This is a genomic window from Deinococcus sonorensis KR-87, assembly GCF_040256395.1.
GTDB lineage: Bacteria > Deinococcota > Deinococci > Deinococcales > Deinococcaceae > Deinococcus > Deinococcus sonorensis.
The window spans coordinates 186,285-204,501 of the sequence record NZ_CP158296.1; the positions used below are offsets into that span (position 1 = coordinate 186,285).

The window sequence follows — 18,217 nt, forward strand, 5'->3', positions numbered from 1 at the left end:
CTGTACTGGGGAACGTCGCGAACTGCCGCGTATGTTACGGGGCCGCGCGCTGACCCGCCGCCTGCGCCGCGCGCTCGCCCTCCTGATCCTGCAGCTCCCGGTACGCGGCGGCCGCGCGCCCATAGAAGGCCGCCGCCTCCACCGGCCGCGACGTGCCCTCGGCCGCTTCGCCGGCGCGCATCAGCCATGGCGCGGCCTGGCGCAGGTCATCGGCGTCCAGCCAGTGCTGCGCCACCCGGCCCGGATGCACCCCCAACCCCGGCAGTACCCGGGCCGCGCTGCGGTGCAGCAGCCTGCGGATGGCGGGCGGCGTGCCGTCCAGCACCACCTCCTGCACCAGGTCGTGGCTGAAGCGCTCGCCGTGCATCACCTGGGTGTCCTCCAGCTCCTCCCAGGCGCTCGCCAGGTCCAGCAGGCCCACCCCCAGCACTGCCGCCACCACCTCCAGCGTAAACTCGTCGCGCAGCACCGCGGCGGCGCGGGCCGCCTGGAGCGCGGGCACCGACAGGTGCGTCAGGCGCTCGGCGATCAGGCGGGCCGCGCCGCGCGCATGCAGGCGCAGCGCGTCGGTGACGCTGAACTCTCCGGTCCGGTACATATGCCGGATGGCGTCGAGCAGGAACTGGGCGTTGCCGCCGGTCAGGCGCTGCAACTCCCCGGCCAGGCCCGGCGGCGCACAGAAGGCGTCCGACGCACGCAGCTCGTCCAGCAGGGCCTCCACAGCCGCCTCATCCAGCGGGGGGAGGTCGATCCGCACCGCCAGCTTCGCCTGGACCAGCTGGTCCTGCCGCTCCTGCGTGACCTCGGGCAGCGTGCCGCGGCGGTAGACCAGCACGTGCCGGGGCACCTCGCCCTGCGCGCCCAGCGGGGTGCTCTGCGTCAGAAAAAACGCGCCAAGTTCGACGGTCGCCTGATCGTAGTACTGCACGTCGTCCGTGATGATCCCGGCGAAGCCGTGCGCCGTGCGGCGCACGACCTCCAGGTGGGCCAGAAAGTAGTTGAGGCGTTCCTCGGGCGAGCTGATTGGTGCGGGCGGCTCGTCTCCGCGCATCTCCGGCAGCACCCGCGCCAGTTCGCGCCGCACCCAGTCCGGCAGGGTCACGTGGGGCGCCGCGGCGAGCCGTGCGCGGACATTGCGCGCCGCCGCCGAGAACGGTACGTCCTGGCTTCCGGGCCGTGCGGGCAGGTACAGGGCGCGGCCCTTGCTGCCCACGAAGTCCTGAACGAAGCGGGTTTTGCCGATCCCGGCGTCGCCTGTGACGTAGATGGTCTGCCCCAGCCGCCACGCCTCTTCCATCTGCGCCCAGGCGGCCTCGCGGCCCACCAGCAGCGGCGGTCTCAGCACCGCGAGCGGCAGCGGCCGGACCGCCCGGACCGGCGTGACGTCCACCGCGAGATTGCCCCGGTCAATGTCGCGCGCGAGCTGCACGGTCTGGGGGCTTGGCGTCTCCCCGAGCTCGCGGGCCAGAATTTCCTTGCAGCGCTGGTAGGTCTGCAGGGCGGCCGACCGGTCTCCGGCACGGTACTGCAGGCGCATGGCCAGCCGGTAGGCGTCTTCTGACAGCGGGTCCAGGTCCATCAGCCGCCCCGCCTGACCCAGCGCGCCGGCCACGTCCCCGTCGGCCTCCGCCTGGGCCGCCCAGGTCGTCAGCAGGGTGGTCCGCTGGGCCGCGAGCGTGTCCCGCCAGACCAGCAGCCAGTCGGCCAGTTCCGGGAGGTCGTCGAATTCGGTGCCGCTCAGAAACTCGCCGAGTGGGAGGGGATCTGCGGGCGTCGCGCTGGCCAGCGCTCGCACGTCCACCCGCAGGTTCGGGGTGAGGGTCAACTCATCGGCCCCCTCCACCAGCGCCTCACCGAAGGTCCCCTTCGCCCGCCGCAGCAGGTGCACCAGGTTGTTGCGCGCCGCCCCGCCCGGCGTATCGGGCCACAGCAGCTGGGCCAGCCGCGCGCGGGGCAGCGTTCCCTCCAGCGCGAGGGTGGCCAGCAGCGCCAGGGTCTTGCGCTCCAGCCGCACCTCGCGCCCGTCCGGAGCTGCCAGGGCCGGCGGACCCAGCAAGCGCAGGTGCCACATCTGCATGATGGCTCAGGCTAGCAAATCCGCCCGGCACCGCCCAGAGGACAGGCGAACCCTGGCACGTTCTGCTGTTGAATGGGTGTGAACCGCGGTGTGCAGGCGCATGACGGACTCCGCCGCCCGGGGCAGGAGGACGGCCCTTCGCCCGCAGAAAACTTCATGTTTCTGAATGCAAGGTCTGGTTGTCTTCATAAAGCCACCATGCTGCGGGGCGCTCCAAGATGTTAGGTTAACGTCAGTTTCATCGCAGTCTTATTCCCACTCGCCCTTCCGGGGGCGCGTCGTCGTCCTGTTGCTGCGTGAAAACAGAGAGGCGAGTGCTGATGAACAGAAAAAACGTGATGTGGATGCTGAGCGCGACCCTGGGAGCCACGGCCTTCGTCTCGTGCGGATCGCCCAGCGCCCAGCCCAGTGCCCAGGAGACGGGCGTCATCTCCTCGACCCGCAACGACACCTCGGCCCCGCTGAGCAGCTTTCAGGGCCAGACGTCGGCGGGCAGCTCGGTGCGCGCCACCAGCAACCTGTCGCCCAGCGTGAAGGGGAGAGGTTCCAGCCAGGCCGGCCGCATCGGCGTGCAGGCGCTGCCGAGCCCGAACCTGCCGCAGCAGGCGCCGGCCGCCACGCGGTCGTTCGACGGCATGACCAACGAGGACAACCGCAAGACCATCGGCGGCCGCGTGCTGCCGCCCGACACGGTCGGGGACGTGGGCTACAACTACTACGTGCAGGCGGTCAACGAGGTGGTGGGCGTCTTCGACAAGACCAGCGGCGCCCGCGTGATGGGACCGGTGTCGCTGGACAGCTTCTGGAGCGGCTTTGGGCCGGAGTGCCGTCAGGGCAGCGGCGACCCGATCGTGCTCTTCGATCACCTCGCCAACCGCTTCCTGATCACCCAGATGCGCTTCCCGATCCTGGACGGCAACGCGCCTGAAGACCCGGCCGGCAACGGGGACGAGATCGGGCCGGGCGAGGACAACGAGGGGGGCGACAGCAGCCGTCCGCCGATTTCCAGGGACGCCGGTGAGGGCGCGGCGGTGAAAGCCGGCGACGAGGCCTACGAGTGCGTGGCGGTCTCCGCGACGGCCGATCCCAGAGGCGCCTACTACCGCTACGCCTTCAAGATCGCCGACGATCAGGAGAACGACTATCCCAAGCTGGGCGTGTGGCCGGACGGCTACTACATGACCTTCAACATGTTCGGCGAGGAAGGCTATGAGGGCATCAAGGTGGCTGCCGCCGAGCGCTCCCGCATGCTGTCCGGTCAGCCGGCCCGGCTGGTGCTGCAGGACATCCCCGCCGACAACGGCGACGGCAGCTTCAACTTCAGCGCCGTGCCCACCGACCTGGACGGCGACAGCCCGCCTCCCGGCACCGCCAACACCATCGTGATGCTCGCGGACCGCGACTTCCACGGCTTCAGCACCGACAGCCTGCGGCTGTGGGACTTCAAGGTGAACTGGGCCAACCCGCGCGCCTCCAAACTGCAGAACCCGCGCAGTGTCGCTGTGGCGCCGCTGGACGGCAACCTGTGCGACTTTGAGCGTCAGTGCATTCCGCAGGCCCAGACCAGCAACAAGCTGGACCCGAGCGTGGGCCGCATCATGCTCGAAGCGCAGTACCGCAAGTTCCAGGGCCACGGCTCGCTGGTGCTGAACCACACGGTGGACGCCACCGGCAACAACCTCGCGGGCGTCCGCTGGTATGAGCTGCGCGCTCCCGGCAGCTCCACCAACTGGAGCGTGTACCAGCAGGGCACCTTCGTGGATGCCGGCCTGCACACCTGGATGGCCTCCATCGGCATGAACAAGCTGGGCGAGATCGGCATGGGGTACAGCACCTCCAGCACCAGCACGCTGCCGGCCATCGCCTACACCTTCAGGAACGCCACCGATCCGCTGGGCCGGCTCGACACCGGCCGGACGCTGATCACCTCGACCAAGCCGCAGTACATCGGCCTGCAGGGCGATTACGCCGCGACGGCGTCCCGCTGGGGCGACTACTCCGCCCTCTCGGTGGACCCGTCCGACGACTGCACCTTCTGGTACACCAACGAGTACTACGGCGACGACAGCCCCGTCACGAACCTGGGCGCTGCCGGCACCTACAACATCGGCTGGAAGACCCGCATCGGCTCGTTCCGCTCGCCCAACTGCCACTAGGCACGGGCCTGGACCCAACCAGCGCCATCACCTGACGGCTTCGAGGGGACCTGATGTACAGGTCCCCTCGCTGTTGTTGTCTGTCAGGGCGGCGGGTGATCGCGGTCGGTTCAGCTTAACTCTTTACCGTGAGCCGCTGAGGGTCCGGGGCGCGCAGGGCGGACGGCTCCGGAAACATCTTTGGCAGGTTCGGAGCCGCCCAGGCGAGCGGTGTGTCGAGCGCCTACCCATGCCGGTGGCCTTGGACCTCGCCCCCAGAGGTTCCGGCCTACACCGGAATGAGCAGGTCGTCCAGGGCGCGAGAGTAGAGGCTGAGGCGCTCGCTGCCCTGGGCGGTCACCACCAGCGTGTCGGAGTGACGAAAGCCGCCCAGCTGCGGCACGTACAGCCCCGGTTCGATGGAAAATACCATGCCGGGCTGAATGACTGTGTGATCGTCCAGGTCCAGGAACGGGTGTTCGTGGCCCTCCAGCCCGAAGGCGTGGCCGGTGTGATGGCGTATCAGGTTCGCCATGTCCAGTTCGTCGCGAATGAACCGCTGCACTTCGCTCTCCACCTCGGCGCAGGTGCGCCCTGGTCTCAGGGCGTCAAAGCCCACCTGCTGGGCGGCCAGCATCGCCTCGAAGTACTGCCGGAAGCGCGGGTCCGGGTCGCCCACCAGCATGGTGCGCTCCAGTTCCGATTCGTACCCTCCGATCACCCCGTAGGCCCCGGTCACCAGCACGTCTCCGGCCGTCACCGCGCCCGCCTGATGCAGCCCGTGCGGGTGGGCGGTGTTGGCGCCCCGGATGAACATGGCGTTGGCCGGCATGCCCTCCCGGGCCTTCGGCACGTAGCGCTTCCCCAGGTCGGCCAGCAGGTCGCGGGTGGCCTGCTGACTCGCCGCGTGCGACACCGCCAGTTCATCGGCACCCTCGCGGATCATCTGCTGCATGACCCGGTGGGCGTGGTCCCCCCAGCGGCAGGCCTCGCGCATCAGCGCCACCTCCGCCTCGCTCTTGACGCTCCGCAGGTCGTCCACCAGCGCCACATCCGCCTGGACCGGCTGGCCCAGCACCGCACTCAGGGCCGGGCCCCGGTACCCCCAGCGGTGCTCATAACCGTCCAGGTCGGCCCCGATTCGCCGGCCGGCCAGGCCCAGCCGCCGCATCAGGTCGGCCAGCACCTGCATCGGGTGCCGCCCGCTGCCGCCGCCTGGGTATTCCTCGTACACCTCGATGTTGTTCAGTTCCGGGCATTGCTGCTGAACGTGGCTGAGTTCCAGCCTGGGCAGCAGCAGGTGCACCTCGCCCTCGGCGGTCAGCAGCAGCGCCACCGGGCGTTCGGTGGCCGAGAAGAAAAACCCGCTCAGGTAGGCGACGCGCACCGGCCCGTACACGACGATGGCGTCCAGCGACCGTTCGGCCAGCAGGCCGCACAGCCGCTCCCGCCGGGTCCGGTACTCCTCAGCGGTGATCTCCAGAGGGGGGGTGAGCAGGGTCATGGGGTCTCCTGGGGCACGGCTCAGCGCTCGACCGGCTGCGCGTGGTCCGGCTGGGAAATCAGTTCCTCGGCGCAGCGGGCCGCCATGCCGCGCACGGCCGCGCTCACCTCCGGGATGCGTTCGCGGCTCAGCCGGCTGGTGGGGCCGGCCACGCCGACCGCCGCGATGACCTTGCCGGCCCCGTTCAGGATGCCGGCGGAGAGGCAGCGCACCCCCATCTCGCGTTCCTCGTCGTCCAGCGCGTAGCGGTCCTGGCGTACCCGTTGCAGTTCCTGTTCCAGTGCGTCCGGCTGGGTGATGGTGTGGGGCGTCCGGGCCGGCAGGCCGGTTTTGCGGATCACCTCCTCGATGCGGGCCGCCGGCAGGTCGGCCAGGAACACCTTGCCCACGTCGCTGCAGTGCAGCGGCGCGATGCTGCCGGGCGTGGTGAACATCCGGACCATGCTCAGCGGCTCCACCTGGCTCAGGTACATGGCGGAGGTGCCGTACAGCTGCGCCACGTGCGCGGTCTCGCCGGTCAGTTCCACCAGCGTCTGCAGGTAGGGCCGCACGCGCCGCACCAGGTCGTAGCGCAGGTGCAGGGCGCTGCTGATGTCCACGATCTCCGGCCCGATGTCGTAGCGTTTGGTCTGCAGGTCCTGGAAGACGTAGTTCTTGACGGTCAGGGTCTGCAGGATGCGGTGAATGGTGCTGGGGGCCAGCCCCATCGCCTGCGACAGCTCCGCCACGCTCAGCGAACGGTTGGCCGCCACGATGGTGTTGATGATGTCGAGGGCCCGCTCGACGCTTTGGACATTCTCGCTCATGGTGGAGGAAGCCTACGCTCCGAACTGGCTGAGGCTGCGCGGTGAGTGCATCTGGCCGTACAGGAAGCGGATGAATTCCGGCCGCTGCTCGTCGGTGATGCGTTCGCGCAGCTCGCGCACCGCCTCGTTGCCGAACCAATACGAGGCGATGAAGGGCCCCCGGAAGCTGTAGCTGGCGAAGCGGACCCGGCCCTCGATCCAGGCGCGCTGCCCGAACGAGTACGTCTCCAGAAACTGCAGCACCCGGTCCTCGGCCCAGCCTTCGCCCATCTGGTACCACGCGGCGCTGGTGGCGCTCGCGCTGCGAATGCGGCGCAGCTGCACGTGAACGGCGTCGTCCTGATCCTCCACCCAGTCGAGCAGGTGGACGCCCTGGTCGCCGATGCCCTCCTGGACGCAGCCGGTCACGGCGTTGGCGGTGCACAGCAGCACGTCGGCGGTGCTCTCGCCGCTCTTCGCCTTGTCCAGGGTGTACAGCAGCTGGGTGGAGTGGCCGGGGAACACCTCGTGGCACACCAGATGCTTGATGGCGGCGCGGGTGAAGCTCAGGTCCACGTTCAGGTCCATCTGGCCGGCCGTGAAGTTGCAGCGGGCCGTGAACGGCACGCCGCGCAGCGCGTTCAGCTGCATGGTGTAGTCGCCGGTCGGGTAGATCATGGTGTCGGTGCGCGCCTGCGCCTGCGCCATCAGGTCCGTGAAGGTGGATTCCAGCTGCGCGGCGTCCAGGCTGCGTTCCTCCTCCCAGCGCTGAATCCGCTCGGCGAGGCTCCCGCTGCGCATGCCGGCCTGGGTCAGCAGGCTGTCCAGCTCCGCATGCATCGCCTGGAGTTCCTCGTCGCGCACCGGCGCGGCCGGCACGCCGACCAACCCTTCAAGCTTCTCGCGGAAGCTCAGTTCCTCGCCCTCGAACAGCCGGGTGGCGGTGCGCAGCGAGCGCAGCATGTCGGTCAGGAAGGTGCGCCGGGGGCTGTCCGGGTACTGGGCCGTCTGTTGCTCCAGGGTGTCCAGTTCGCGGTGCACCGCGTCCCAGTCCTGCAGGTCCAGCGGCGGCACCAGCTCGCTGCCCAGATAGATCGGCACCAGTCCTTCGCTGTCCAGCACGCCGTGCCCGCGCGACAGGCGGCGCTCCAGGTGATCCATCCCGGTGGTGAGGGCGGTGAGCTGCCGGCCGATCTGCGCGTCATTGACGGTCCTGTCGTGGGTCTGCATGCTTCCTCCTGGGGTGCTCCTATCATTCCGTCAAGTGGAATCATTCGTCAAGGCCCCATTCCGCATGGCGGAAGGAACAGCGTGTCATCTGTTGACTTTGTCGCGGCAGCTACCTAAACTGTCCGTTAAACCAATCAATGTGATATCGGTTTTTTGTCGTTCTGGTCGGGTTTCCTTCTCATCGTGGAGGTAGAAGCATGAAGTACCAGCAGCGGGTTGGACATTCCGTCAGACGAACGAGCGGCACCGTCGCCCTGAGCCTGGGCATTCTGCTGAGCGGAATGACCCTGGCGCAGCAGCGGGGCGGAACGCTCACGGTGGGCCTGGGATACGACATTGACACCCTGAACGTGTATTCCACCGGCTATCTGGGCGACGTGCAGGCGGCGGTGGTGGAAGGGCTGGTGGCGCCGGACCAGAAGGCCCGCTACGTTCCGGTGCTCGCCACGCGCGTGCCGACGGTGGCGAACGGCGGCATCAAGGTGGCCGCCGACGGCAAGAGCATGGTCGTGACGTACCAGCTGCGCCCGAACGTCAAGTGGTCCGATGGGCAGCCGTTCACCTCCGCCGACGTGAAGTTCACCTGGGAGGCGGTCAAGAACCCCAAGTTCATCGCCGAGTCCAAGGACGGCACCGAGGACATCTCGTCCATTGAGACCCCGACCCCGCTCACGGTGGTGGTGAACTACAAGCGGGTCGCGCCGGACTTCGCCAGCACCCTCTTCACCTTCGGCATCCTGCCCAAGCACACCCTGGAGGGCAAGGACCTCAACACCGACGTTTACAACCAGCAGCCGCTCGGCACCGGCCCCTTCAAGGTCACCGAGTACCGCAAGGGCCAGTACGTGATCCTGGACCGTAACCCCTACTACTGGCGCAAGGACAAGGCGGGCGTGCAGCTGCCGTACCTGGACCGCATGATCTTCAAGATCATTCCCGACAGCAACACCATGGTCACGCAGCTGAAGTCCGGCGAGGTGCAGCTGGCCTACGGCGTGCCGTACTCGCAGGTGTCGCAGCTGGACAACCAGCCGGGCCTCAACGTGATCAAGAATTCGGTGCTGTCGTGGCAGCATCTGGATTTCAACCTGAAGGGGCCGGCCCCGCTGCGCGACCTGAACGTGCGCAAGGCTTTCGCCTACGCCATCAACAAGGCCACCGTCAGCAAGGCGCTGGGCGGCTACCCCACCCCGATCGACACGGTGGTGGTGCCGGTGTTCTCGTACAGCAACAAGCTGGTGCCCAAGTACCCCTACGACCCGGCCAAGGCCAAGGCGCTGCTGGACGCCGCCGGCTACAAGCCCGGCCCGGACGGCATCCGGGTCAAGGACGGTCAGCGGCTGAGCTTCAACATCATGGTGCAGGCAGGCCGCAGCACCGATGAGGACGCCGAGCAGGTGCTGATCGCGTCGCTGAAGGCCGTGGGCGTGGAGCTGAAGCCCGACAACAAGTCCGGCGTGGCGTTCCGCGACGCCCGCTACAAGGGCGGGTACGACCTGTTCTACAGCGGCTGGATCACGGCCGCCGACCCCACCTACAGCGTGTTCTTCGGCAGCAAGGGCGTCAACAACGGCCAGGGCTATTCGAACCCGGCGGTGGACGCGCTGCTGAACACCGCCGAGAGCAGCCTGGACCCGCAGGTGCGCGGCAAGGCGCTGCGCGACTTCCAGACGCTGCTGATGCAGGACCTGCCGACCATTCCGATCACCAGCAACCCGTCCATGATCGCGGTCACCGACAAGCTGGGCGGCTTCGTCCCGAACCCGACCAACATGACCAACTTCGTGAACACCAGCGGCTGGTACCTGAAGAAGTAGCGGGCAGCGGGGCAGGCCTGATCCGGGTCTGCCCCGACCCTCGCCGTCAAAGGAGCGTGCGTGAGTTTTTCCTATCTGCTCAAGCGTCTGGCCGGCATGCTGCCGCTGCTGCTGGGCGTGTCCCTGATCCTGTTCGGGGTGCTGCACCTCGCGCCCGGCGGGCCGCTGGACGTGTACGCCGACAACCCGTCCGTCACCCAGGAGGCGCTGGAGCAGATGCGCCGCGCCTTCGGCCTCGACAAGCCGCTGCCGGTGCAGTACCTGTCGTGGGTGCTGGCCTTCTTCCAGGGCGAGTGGGGCTTCAGCATCCGCACCGCCCAGCCGGTGGTGCAGGAGATCCTGGAGCGCCTGCCCGCCACCCTGATGCTGAGCGGCACCGCCTTCCTGGTGGCGCTGCTGGTGGCCATCCCGCTCGGCGTGGTGAGCGCCACGCGGCGGTACAGCGGCGTGGATTACGCCATCACGCTGCTGTCGTTTCTGGGCATCAGCATGCCGGTGTTCTGGCTGGCGCTGATGCTGCAGCTGCTGCTGTCGGTGCAGCTGCGCCTGCTGCCCTCGGCGGGCATGCTGACCATCGGGGACGGCTCGCTGCCGGACCTGCTGCGGCACCTGGCGATGCCGGCCTTCATCCTGGCGTTCGCGTCGGTGGCCGGCTGGAGCCGCTACATGCGCGCCAGCATGGTGGAGGTGATGGGGCAGGACTACGTCCGCACCGCGCGCGCCAAGGGGGTGTCGTCGCGGCGCGTCATCTACGCGCACGCCTTTCGCAACGCCCTGATTCCGGTGGTGACGGTGGTGGCGCTGGACTTCGCCTCGGTGCTGTCCGGCGCCGTCATCACCGAGACGATCTTCGCGTGGCCCGGCATCGGGCGGCTCTTCATCGACTCGATGAACGGCCGCGACTACCCGGTGCTGATGGCGATCCTGATGGTCGGCTCGTTCGCGCTGATCATCAGCAACCTGCTGGCCGACCTCGCCTACGCCGCCATTGACCCGAGGATCCGCTATGCATGAGGCGATGCCCTCTCCGCTCGCGCGCCGGGCCCCCAGCCGCGGCTACTGGCCCACGCTGCTCCGGCGCTTCCTGCGCCACCGCCTGGCAGTCCTCGGGCTGACGGTGCTGCTGCTGCTGGCGCTGCTCGCCATCCTGGCCCCCACCATCGCGCCCTACACCTTCGACGGGCAGGACCTGGACATCATCGGGCAGCCGCAGCCGCCCAGCCGCGCGCACCTGATGGGCACCGATCAGCTGGGCCGCGACGCCTTCACCCGCATGCTGTACGGGGCGCGCATCTCGCTGCTGGTGGGCCTGTTCAGCGCGCTGCTCGCCACCGGCCTGGGCACCCTGATCGGCGCGCTGGCCGGGTACTACCGCGGGGTCATCGACACCATCCTGATGCGCTTCACCGACGTGGTGCTGTGCATTCCGCTGCTGCCGCTGGTGATCGTGCTGTCGGGCATCCTGCGGCCCAGCGTGCCGCTGCTGATCTGCATCGTGGGCGGGCTGAGCTGGATGGGCACCGCCCGGCTGGTGCGCGGCCAGTTCCTGAGCCTGCGCGAGCGCGAGTTCGTGGAAGCGTCGCGCGCCCTGGGCGGCCGCGACAACCGCATCATGTTCCGCCACATCCTGCCGAACGCGGTCGGGCCGATCATCGTGTCCACCACCCTCTCGGTCGGCGGGGCGATCATGCTCGAAAGTGCGCTGAGCTTCCTGGGCCTGGGCGTGCAGCCGCCCACGCCCACCTGGGGCAACCTGCTGAACTACGCCAGCCAGTGGCTGACCGCCGCGCCGTGGCTGGCCCTCTTTCCGGGCCTGATGATCCTGATCACCGTGCTGTCGGTGAATTTCCTGGGCGACGGCCTGAGAGACGCCTTCGACCCGCGCAACTGACGCTGGCCCTTTTCATCCTCAAGGAGACGCTGTGAAGATCACCATTCTGGGAGCGGGCGCCATCGGCGGCCTCGCTGGAGCCTACCTGTCGCAGGCGGGCCACGACGTGACGCTGGTAGACCGCTGGGCCGAGCACATCGACAAGATCAAGCAGGACGGCCTGACGGTGGACGGGGTGCGGGGTGACCTGCACTTCACGCCAACAGCGCTGCACCCGCACGAGGTGCAGGGGCCGCTGGAAGCCCTGCTGATCGCCACCAAGAGCCAGCACACGCTTGACGCCCTGGAGAGCATGCTGCCGCACTTCGGTCCGGACACCTTCGTGGTGTCGTACCAGAACGGCTTCAACGAGCCGGACATCATCGCGCGGCTGGAGGCAGCGGGCCTGGGCGGGCGCGAGCGGGTGATGGGGAGCATCCCGAACTACGGCGGCGCGCTGGTGGACCCCGGGCACATCGAGTTCGTGCACGAGGGGCCGATTCAGCTGGGTGAGATGACCGGCGAGCGCACGCCGAGGCTGCTGGAGCTGGCGGCTCAGCTCTCGGCGCTGACCGAGGTGCAGCTCTCGGACAACATCTGGGGACAGATCTGGGCCAAGGAGGTCTACAGCGCCCAGGTGGTGTTCAGCGCCCTGGTGAACGCGCCGATCCGCGAGACGCTGGGCGTGGAGCGCTACGCCCGGGTGGCGGGCGCCGTGGTGCGGGAAGCGCTGGAGATCGCGGAGGCGAACGGCATCACGGTGGAGGCCTTCGACTTCTTCGACCCGGCCAACTACAAGCCTCAGACGCCGGACGACACCCGCAAGCTGCTGGACAACATCAACCACGCGGTGTGGCTGCTCAAGAAGGACCAGAAGCCCGGCGCGCACCAGTTCCGCAAGCAGGGCAGCGGCATCTGGTGGGACATCGTGTACCGCAACCGCCCCAGCGAGGTGCGCTCCAGCAACGGCAAGCTCGTGGAGTACGCCGCGCGGGTCGGCGCGGACGCGCGGCTGAACGCCAAGCTCTGCGACATGATCTACGAGATCGAGGGCGGCGAGCGGCAGCTGGGCTTCCACAACTACGACGAGCTGGAAGCCTACGTGACCTCGCTCGGAAAGGCGCTGCCATGAGTGGCGGCAAGACCCTGGGCGTCGGAGTGATCGGGGCGCACGCCTGGGCTGAGCAGGCGCACCTGCCCGGCTACCACGCCTACGACCGGGCCCGCCTGGTGGCCATCTGTGACACGGTGCCGGAACGCGCCGAGGCGATGGCGCGGCAGTTCGGCATCCAGCGGGTGTACACCGACGCGCAGCAGCTGATCGACGATCCGGAGGTGCAGATGGTGGACGTCTGCACGCCCACCGACACCCACCTCCCGCTGAGCCTGGCCGCCATCCGCGCCGGCAAGCACGTGATCTCGGAGAAACCGCTGGCCCATGAGGCCGACGACGCCTTCATGGCCGCCCGGCTGGCACAGGCGCATGGAGTGCGCACCAAGCTCGGCTTCACCTTCCGGTACTCGCCGGCCATCCGGCAGATCAAAACCTGGATTGATGACGGCACGCTCGGTGAGATCTTCCACGTGCACGGCCTGGAGCAGAACTCGCAGTTCCTGGACCCGCTGTACCCGCTGCGGCAGGTGCCGGCCGGGGCCGACTGGGAGTCGCTGATTCCTTCGAGCATCGTGGGGTACGGTTCGCACCTGCTGGACCTCGTGCGCTGGTGCGCGGGCGAGTACAAAAGCGTCATCGGGAGCATGCACAACTACGTGCCGGAGCGGATGGTGCGCGGGTATGAGGGCATGCAGCGCATTCCGGTCGAGGACGGCACGGTGGCGCTGGCCGAGTTCGCGAGCGGGGCGCAGGGCATTCTGCAGACCAGCTACATCGCGGTGGGCAACTACCCGGGCGTGGAACTGCGCGTGTACGGCAGCAAGGGCGCGGCGGTGGCGCGGCTGGTGGAGGAGGGCGGGGTGGCCGAAACGCTGCACTTTGCCACCCCCGAGGCGGTGGAGTTTCAGAAGATCGAGCTGCCGGACACCGCCTACCCGCCCGGCACCACCCTGCAGACCCCCTGGCCGGAGCTGTACTACCGCAACCTGATCCGGCACTGGGTGGACGAGATTCTGGATGAACTGCCGGGCGAGTGCACCTTCTACGACGGCGCGAAGAGCCAGGAGACGGTCAACGCCATCGTGCGCTCGCACCGGGAGCGGCGCTGGGTGGACCTGCCCAGCGCGGTGCCGACCCGGTGAGCAGCCTGAACACGCTGGTGGACCGGCTGCTGGCCCTGCACGCTCAGCTGCGCCCGGTGGACGCCAGCTTCATGGGCCTGCCCGGCCACGACGGCCAGTTGCCGCCGGCGGGTCCAGACGCCAACCGGCAGGAACAGCAGGCGCTGAGTGCCCTGCTGGACGAAGCGGAGGCTTTCAGCGATCCGCTGGACACGCCCGGCGAGCAGCTGGACCTCTTCCTGCTGCGCGCGTGGCTGCGGGTGGCCCGGGAAGAGGCGCGGGTGCGCCCCCGGCAGCACAACCCGTCGTGGTACACCGGCGAGGCGGCCTTCTCACTGATCAGCCTGCTGCTGCCGGGTGAGCGGCCCACCGATCCGGCGGCCGTGCTGTCGAGGCTGCAGCAGATCCCCGCCTTTCTGGAGGCCGGAACCGCCCAGCTGAGCGGTCTGAACCTGCCGGCCGACTGGGTGGAGCGGGCGCGGCGCGAGGCGCGGGCGCTGGAGCGGCTGCTGCTCGGTGGCCTGCCGCTGCACTCCGCCTGGCAGGAGGAGTGGCGCCCGGCGGCGGAACAGGCGGCGCGGGCCGTCCAGGCCTACGCGGACGCACTGCAGCCGGGCGACGCAGACCCGGCGTGTGGCGAAGCGTACCTGGGCTTCCTGATGCGCGAGGCGCACGCGCTGCCGATGAGCCCCGCAGAGGCGGAAACGGAGGCAGAGGCCGGCTTCCAGGCACTGCTGGGCGAGCTGGAACAGCTGGCCGCTCAGCTGAACCCGGACCGCAGCTGGCTTGAGCAGCTGGCCGACCTGGAAGCGCAGCAGCCGGCGCTGGAGCAGGTGCGCTCCACCTACCAGGACTGGCACCAGCAGGCGCTGGAACGCGGCGAGGGGCTGCTGACGCCAGCCGCAGACTACGGCCTGTCGTTCGAGACGCTGCCCGCCTGGGCGCAGGAAGCCGCCGGAGACCTGTACTTCCTGTTCTACCGCTCGCCCCCCGCCCTGCAGCCGGGCAGCGGCAGCGTGTACTGGGTGTTCCCGCCCGGCGAGGACACGGCCGCCTATCTGCGCGGCCAGAACATTCCCTTCATCAAGCTGGTGCACGCGGTCCACCACGGCAGCATCGGCCATCACACCCAGAACACCCGCGCCCGCCAGGCCGATTCCCGGCTGGCGCGGCTGGCCGGCACCGACTGCGCCAGCGGCATCGCCTTTCTGGGCGCGGGCACGCTGGTGGAAGGCTGGGCCTGCTACGCCGAGGACCTGCTGCTGGAAGCCCCCGGCTTCTACACCCCGCAGGAGCAGCTGCTGCTCAAGCAGTTCGAGCTGCGCAACGCCGCCTGCTGCCTGGCGGACATCCGCCTGCACACCGGCCGCTGGACCCTGGAGCAGATGCGCGCGTTCTACCGCGACGAGGTGGGCTTCGCGCCGGGCCGCATCTGGGCCGAGACCACCCGCAACAGCCTCTACCCGGCCAGCCGCCTGATGTACTGGCTGGGCACCCGCACCATCCGGGCGCTGCGCGAGGAACTGCGGCTGCCCCCCACCGACTTTCACGATCAGCTGCTGTCCTACGGCAGCGCCCCGGTCAGCTGGATCGCGCAGGACATGCGCCGCCGCCTGACCGTCCAAGGAGCACGATGACCCTGAGTGCCGAGCAGAAATCCGACCTGAGAGCCCGCTTCCTGAAGGTGGACACCGCCAACGTTGCCGACGTGCTGGACGAGCTGGGCCACCCGGACTACGGGCTGGCGAGCAGCTTCTGGCCGATCCGCGAGAGCCAGAACAAGCTGGCCGGCTGGGCCTACACCATCCGCGGCCAGATGACCCCCTACCCCGGCACCGGCGACCCGGCCAAGATGCAGGCGGTGGCGGGACTGGAAGACGGCCAGATCAGCGTGTGGAGCGGGGGCGGCGCGTCGGGCGTGTGCTTCTTCGGCGAGCTGATCGCGCGCGGCATGCAGCACCGCGGCTGCGCGGGCGCCCTGATCGACGGTGGCATCCGCGACATCGAGTGGATCGCGCAGATGAACTTTCCGGTGTTCACGCAGTACCGCTCGCCGGTCCAGTCCATCGGTCGCTGGCAGGTGAACGCGTGGCAGGTGCCGGTGTACCTGCCGGGCGCCACAGCGGAGCGCGTGATGGTCCGGCCGGACGATTTCATCCTGGCGGACTTCGACGGGGCCATCGTGATTCCGCTGGAACTGGTGGAGCCGGTGCTGGAGCGGGCGGAAGCACTGACCGTGAAGGAAGTGGCGATCCGCGAGGACCTGGACCGGGGCATGAGCCTGCCGGACGTGCTGGCCAAGTACGGGCACGTCTGATGGACCTGCAGCTGAACGGAAAGACCGCCCTGGTCACGGCCGCGAGCGCCGGGCTCGGCTACGCCACCGCCGCTGCCCTGTCGGCCGAGGGCGCACGGGTGGCACTCTGCTCGCGCGATCTGACCCGGGCGCAGGACGCGGCGGCGCGCATCCAGGCCAGCAGCGGCCACGAGGTGCTGGCCTTTCAGGCGGACGTGGCGAGTGAGGACGACCTGACGCGCCTGTTCGGCGAGGTCGCGGCCGCCTTCGGCTCACTGGACATTCTGGTGTGCAATGCGGGCGGGCCGCCGCCGGGCAACTTCAGCGCGCTGGGCGAGGTGCAGTGGGCCACCGCCTTCCAGCTGACCCTGATGAGCGTGGTCCGCAGCGTGCGGCTGGCGGTGCCATTGATGCAGGCGGGCGGCGGCGGACGCATCCTGACCATTCTGAGCAGCAGCGTGCGCAAGCCGATTGACAACCTGACGCTGTCCAACACCTTCCGGCCCGCCGTGCACGGCCTGTGCAAGAGCCTCTCCACCGAGCTGGCCCCGCTCAACATCCAGGTGAACGGGCTGGCGCCGGGCCGCATCGAGACCGAGCGCATCAACCAGCTGGACGATGCTCAGGCCGAGAAGCGAGGGCTCAGCCGTGCCGAGGTGCGGGCCGCCTCCGAGCGGCAGATTCCGATGGGCCGCCTGGGCCAGCCGCAGGAGTTCGGACAGGTCGCGGCCTTCCTGTGCTCCCCGGTGGCGAGCTACGTGAACGGCAGCGTGCTGCTGGTGGACGGCGGGGCGGTGACCAGCCTGTGACGGCGGACCACCTGGGCTACGATCCGGAGCGGCACGCCCGGCTGCTCACCGACTACTGCCTCGCGGTTCAGCCGGGAGAGCGGGTGCTGGTGCAGACCACCACTTTGGCACTCCCGCTGGTGGAAGCGCTGCACCGCACCCTGCTTCAGCGCGGGGCCACGCCGATCGTGCGGCTGGAGTTTCCGTCGCAGGCGGACGAGTTCTACCGGTACGCCCCGGAGCACCTGCTGGACGCCACCGAACCGCTGCTGCTCAGCGAGGTGGAGAGTGTGCAGGCGTCGGTACGGATTCTGACGCCCACCGCGCCGGACAGCCGCCTGGACCCGGCGCGGGCGGCCCGGCACCGGGCGGCCCTGGCCCCCATCGCACGGGCGCGGGCGCAGCGGCGCTGGAACCTGACGCTGTATCCCACCGCCTTCGGGGCCGAGGCCGCCCAGATGACCCTGCCGGACTACGAGGCCTTCGTGGCGGGCGCGATGTTTCTGGATACGCCGGACCCGGTGGCCCGCTGGGGCGATGTTCGCGCGCTGCAGGCCCGGCTGCTGGAGCGGCTGGAACGCGCCGATGAGGTCCGGATCCTGGGCGAGGGCACCGATCTGACCCTAAGAATCGGCGGGCGCAGTTGGGTCAACAGCGACGGCAAGCGCAACATGCCCAGCGGAGAGGTGTTCACCGGCCCGCTGGAAACGAGCGCCAACGGTCAGATCCGCTTCGATGTCCCGACTATCTACGGCGGCGCAGCGGTGAGCGGCGTCCAGCTGACCTTCCGGGACGGGGTGGTGGTGCAGGCGAGCGCCGAAGAGGGCGAGGCCGCCCTGCTGGCCGCGCTCGAGACGGACGCCGGCGCCCGCCTGCTGGGCGAACTGGGCATCGGTAGCAACGCCGGCATCCAGGTGCCGACCCGCAATATCCTGTTCGATGAGAAGATCGGTGGCACCGTCCACCTGGCCCTCGGGAACGGCTACCCCGAGACCGGCAGCAGCAACGTCTCGGCGCTGCACTGGGACCTGATCAAGGACCTGCGTCAGGGAGGACAGCTGCTGCTGGACGGCGAGGTGTTCCAGCAGGACGGCCAGTTCACCTGACCGGGGAAGCAGGCGGCCGGCTCAACAAGAAGACCGGGGCAGGCTCCGCTGTTCCTGCGGCGACAGAACAGTGGAGCCGGCACTGCGTTAGGAAAGCTGGCCCTCTGCCCACTGCGGGGCTGGGGGCACAGCCTTGCTGGCGGCCTGCGTACAGATGAGCGGACCAGCCGCTTTCTCCAACCCGGCTTCATGGCAGCTCATGGGCGCGCCAGGGCCGGGTAAAGGCCGCTTGTGATGGCCAACATCCGCAGGGGCCCGAACGTTGCAAGACTGGTCTCCCGTGGCTCCCAGAGCCAGGTTCGAGTGCTGACACCATCAGGCGCCGCAGTGACGTCGGGCCACGGCCCGGTCACGGCCGGCGTCGCCTCTTGCTC

General features: G+C 69.1%; 14 protein-coding genes. 10 read left to right on the forward strand and 4 right to left on the reverse strand.

The genetic code is table 11. The features are described from left to right. Positions 1-34: 34 nt before the first annotated feature. Entirely contained in the window at positions 35-2,077 is a 2,043-nt protein-coding gene (locus ABOD76_RS00810) for a BTAD domain-containing putative transcriptional regulator (RefSeq protein ID WP_350240691.1), read from the reverse strand. A 320-nt stretch (positions 2,078-2,397) separates the two neighbouring features. On the opposite strand from ABOD76_RS00810, the gene ABOD76_RS00815 reads away from it, so the two are divergent. Further along, a complete protein-coding gene (locus ABOD76_RS00815) occupies positions 2,398-4,233 on the forward strand; it encodes a hypothetical protein (protein WP_350240693.1) in 1,836 nt (611 codons plus the stop codon). A 268-nt stretch (positions 4,234-4,501) separates the two neighbouring features. On the opposite strand, the gene ABOD76_RS00820 is transcribed toward ABOD76_RS00815, so the two are convergent. Genes ABOD76_RS00820 through ABOD76_RS00830 form a run of 3 tightly spaced genes read right to left on the reverse strand, consistent with a single transcriptional unit; the run spans position 4,502 to position 7,731 of the window. Further along, entirely contained in the window at positions 4,502-5,716 is a 1,215-nt protein-coding gene (locus ABOD76_RS00820) for a M24 family metallopeptidase (RefSeq protein ID WP_350240695.1), read from the reverse strand. 20 nt (positions 5,717-5,736) lie between these two features. Further along, entirely contained in the window at positions 5,737-6,522 is a 786-nt protein-coding gene (locus tag ABOD76_RS00825; protein WP_350240696.1) for an IclR family transcriptional regulator, read from the reverse strand. 12 nt (positions 6,523-6,534) lie between these two features. Further along, the gene (locus ABOD76_RS00830; protein ID WP_350240697.1) at positions 6,535-7,731 is read right to left on the reverse strand and encodes a hypothetical protein; all 1,197 of its coding nucleotides are present in this window, start codon (positions 7,729-7,731) and stop codon (positions 6,535-6,537) included. A gap of 197 nt (positions 7,732-7,928) precedes the next feature. On the opposite strand from ABOD76_RS00830, the gene ABOD76_RS00835 reads away from it, so the two are divergent. The 9 genes from ABOD76_RS00835 to ABOD76_RS00875 are packed head-to-tail and all read left to right on the forward strand — an operon-like array spanning position 7,929 to position 17,843. Then, a complete protein-coding gene (locus tag ABOD76_RS00835; protein ID WP_350240698.1) occupies positions 7,929-9,548 on the forward strand; it encodes a peptide ABC transporter substrate-binding protein in 1,620 nt (539 codons plus the stop codon). Positions 9,549-9,608: 60 nt separating this feature from the next. Then, complete coding sequence (locus ABOD76_RS00840) at positions 9,609-10,562, forward strand: ABC transporter permease (RefSeq protein ID WP_350240699.1); 954 nt, start codon at positions 9,609-9,611, stop codon at positions 10,560-10,562. Between the two features lie 4 nt (positions 10,563-10,566). Continuing rightward, positions 10,567-11,439, forward strand: a complete 873-nt coding sequence (gene opp4C, locus ABOD76_RS00845; RefSeq protein ID WP_350240701.1) for an oligopeptide ABC transporter permease — start codon at positions 10,567-10,569, stop codon at positions 11,437-11,439. Positions 11,440-11,470: 31 nt separating this feature from the next. After that, positions 11,471-12,550 (forward strand): ketopantoate reductase family protein, encoded by a 1,080-nt coding sequence (locus tag ABOD76_RS00850; RefSeq protein WP_350240703.1) that lies wholly within the window; start codon positions 11,471-11,473, stop codon positions 12,548-12,550. Beyond that, positions 12,547-13,674, forward strand: a complete 1,128-nt coding sequence (locus tag ABOD76_RS00855; protein WP_350240705.1) for a Gfo/Idh/MocA family protein — start codon at positions 12,547-12,549, stop codon at positions 13,672-13,674. The genes ABOD76_RS00850 and ABOD76_RS00855 overlap by 4 nt, the downstream gene beginning before the upstream one ends. Continuing rightward, positions 13,671-15,290 carry a DUF885 family protein gene (locus ABOD76_RS00860; RefSeq protein ID WP_350240706.1) on the forward strand — a complete coding sequence of 540 codons (1,620 nt, stop codon included), beginning with the start codon at positions 13,671-13,673 and terminating at the stop codon, positions 15,288-15,290. Before ABOD76_RS00855 ends, ABOD76_RS00860 begins: the two co-directional genes overlap by 4 nt. Then, positions 15,287-15,970: an RraA family protein gene (locus ABOD76_RS00865; RefSeq protein ID WP_350240708.1), complete on the forward strand. Its 684-nt coding sequence runs from the start codon at positions 15,287-15,289 to the stop codon at positions 15,968-15,970. Before ABOD76_RS00860 ends, ABOD76_RS00865 begins: the two co-directional genes overlap by 4 nt. Further along, on the forward strand, positions 15,970-16,758 hold the full coding sequence (locus tag ABOD76_RS00870) for an SDR family oxidoreductase (protein ID WP_350240710.1): 789 nt from the start codon (positions 15,970-15,972) through the stop codon (positions 16,756-16,758). The genes ABOD76_RS00865 and ABOD76_RS00870 overlap by 1 nt, the downstream gene beginning before the upstream one ends. Beyond that, the gene (locus ABOD76_RS00875; protein WP_350240711.1) at positions 16,755-17,843 is read left to right on the forward strand and encodes an aminopeptidase; all 1,089 of its coding nucleotides are present in this window, start codon (positions 16,755-16,757) and stop codon (positions 17,841-17,843) included. Before ABOD76_RS00870 ends, ABOD76_RS00875 begins: the two co-directional genes overlap by 4 nt. The last annotated feature ends 374 nt before the right edge of the window (positions 17,844-18,217 follow it).

What these genes read in the sequence shown, in the direction of transcription:
- ABOD76_RS00810 (WP_350240691.1), bottom strand. Translation starts at nt 2,077, where the DNA reads ATGCAGATGTGGCACCTGCGCTTGCTGGGTCCGCCGGCCCTGGCAGCT.
- ABOD76_RS00815 (WP_350240693.1), top strand. Translation starts at nt 2,398, where the DNA reads ATGAACAGAAAAAACGTGATGTGGATGCTGAGCGCGACCCTGGGAGCC.
- ABOD76_RS00820 (WP_350240695.1), bottom strand. Translation starts at nt 5,716, where the DNA reads ATGACCCTGCTCACCCCCCCTCTGGAGATCACCGCTGAGGAGTACCGG.
- ABOD76_RS00825 (WP_350240696.1), bottom strand. Translation starts at nt 6,522, where the DNA reads ATGAGCGAGAATGTCCAAAGCGTCGAGCGGGCCCTCGACATCATCAAC.
- ABOD76_RS00830 (WP_350240697.1), bottom strand. Translation starts at nt 7,731, where the DNA reads ATGCAGACCCACGACAGGACCGTCAATGACGCGCAGATCGGCCGGCAG.
- ABOD76_RS00835 (WP_350240698.1), top strand. Translation starts at nt 7,929, where the DNA reads ATGAAGTACCAGCAGCGGGTTGGACATTCCGTCAGACGAACGAGCGGC.
- opp4C (WP_350240701.1), top strand. Translation starts at nt 10,567, where the DNA reads ATGCCCTCTCCGCTCGCGCGCCGGGCCCCCAGCCGCGGCTACTGGCCC.
- ABOD76_RS00855 (WP_350240705.1), top strand. Translation starts at nt 12,547, where the DNA reads ATGAGTGGCGGCAAGACCCTGGGCGTCGGAGTGATCGGGGCGCACGCC.
- ABOD76_RS00865 (WP_350240708.1), top strand. Translation starts at nt 15,287, where the DNA reads ATGACCCTGAGTGCCGAGCAGAAATCCGACCTGAGAGCCCGCTTCCTG.
- ABOD76_RS00870 (WP_350240710.1), top strand. Translation starts at nt 15,970, where the DNA reads ATGGACCTGCAGCTGAACGGAAAGACCGCCCTGGTCACGGCCGCGAGC.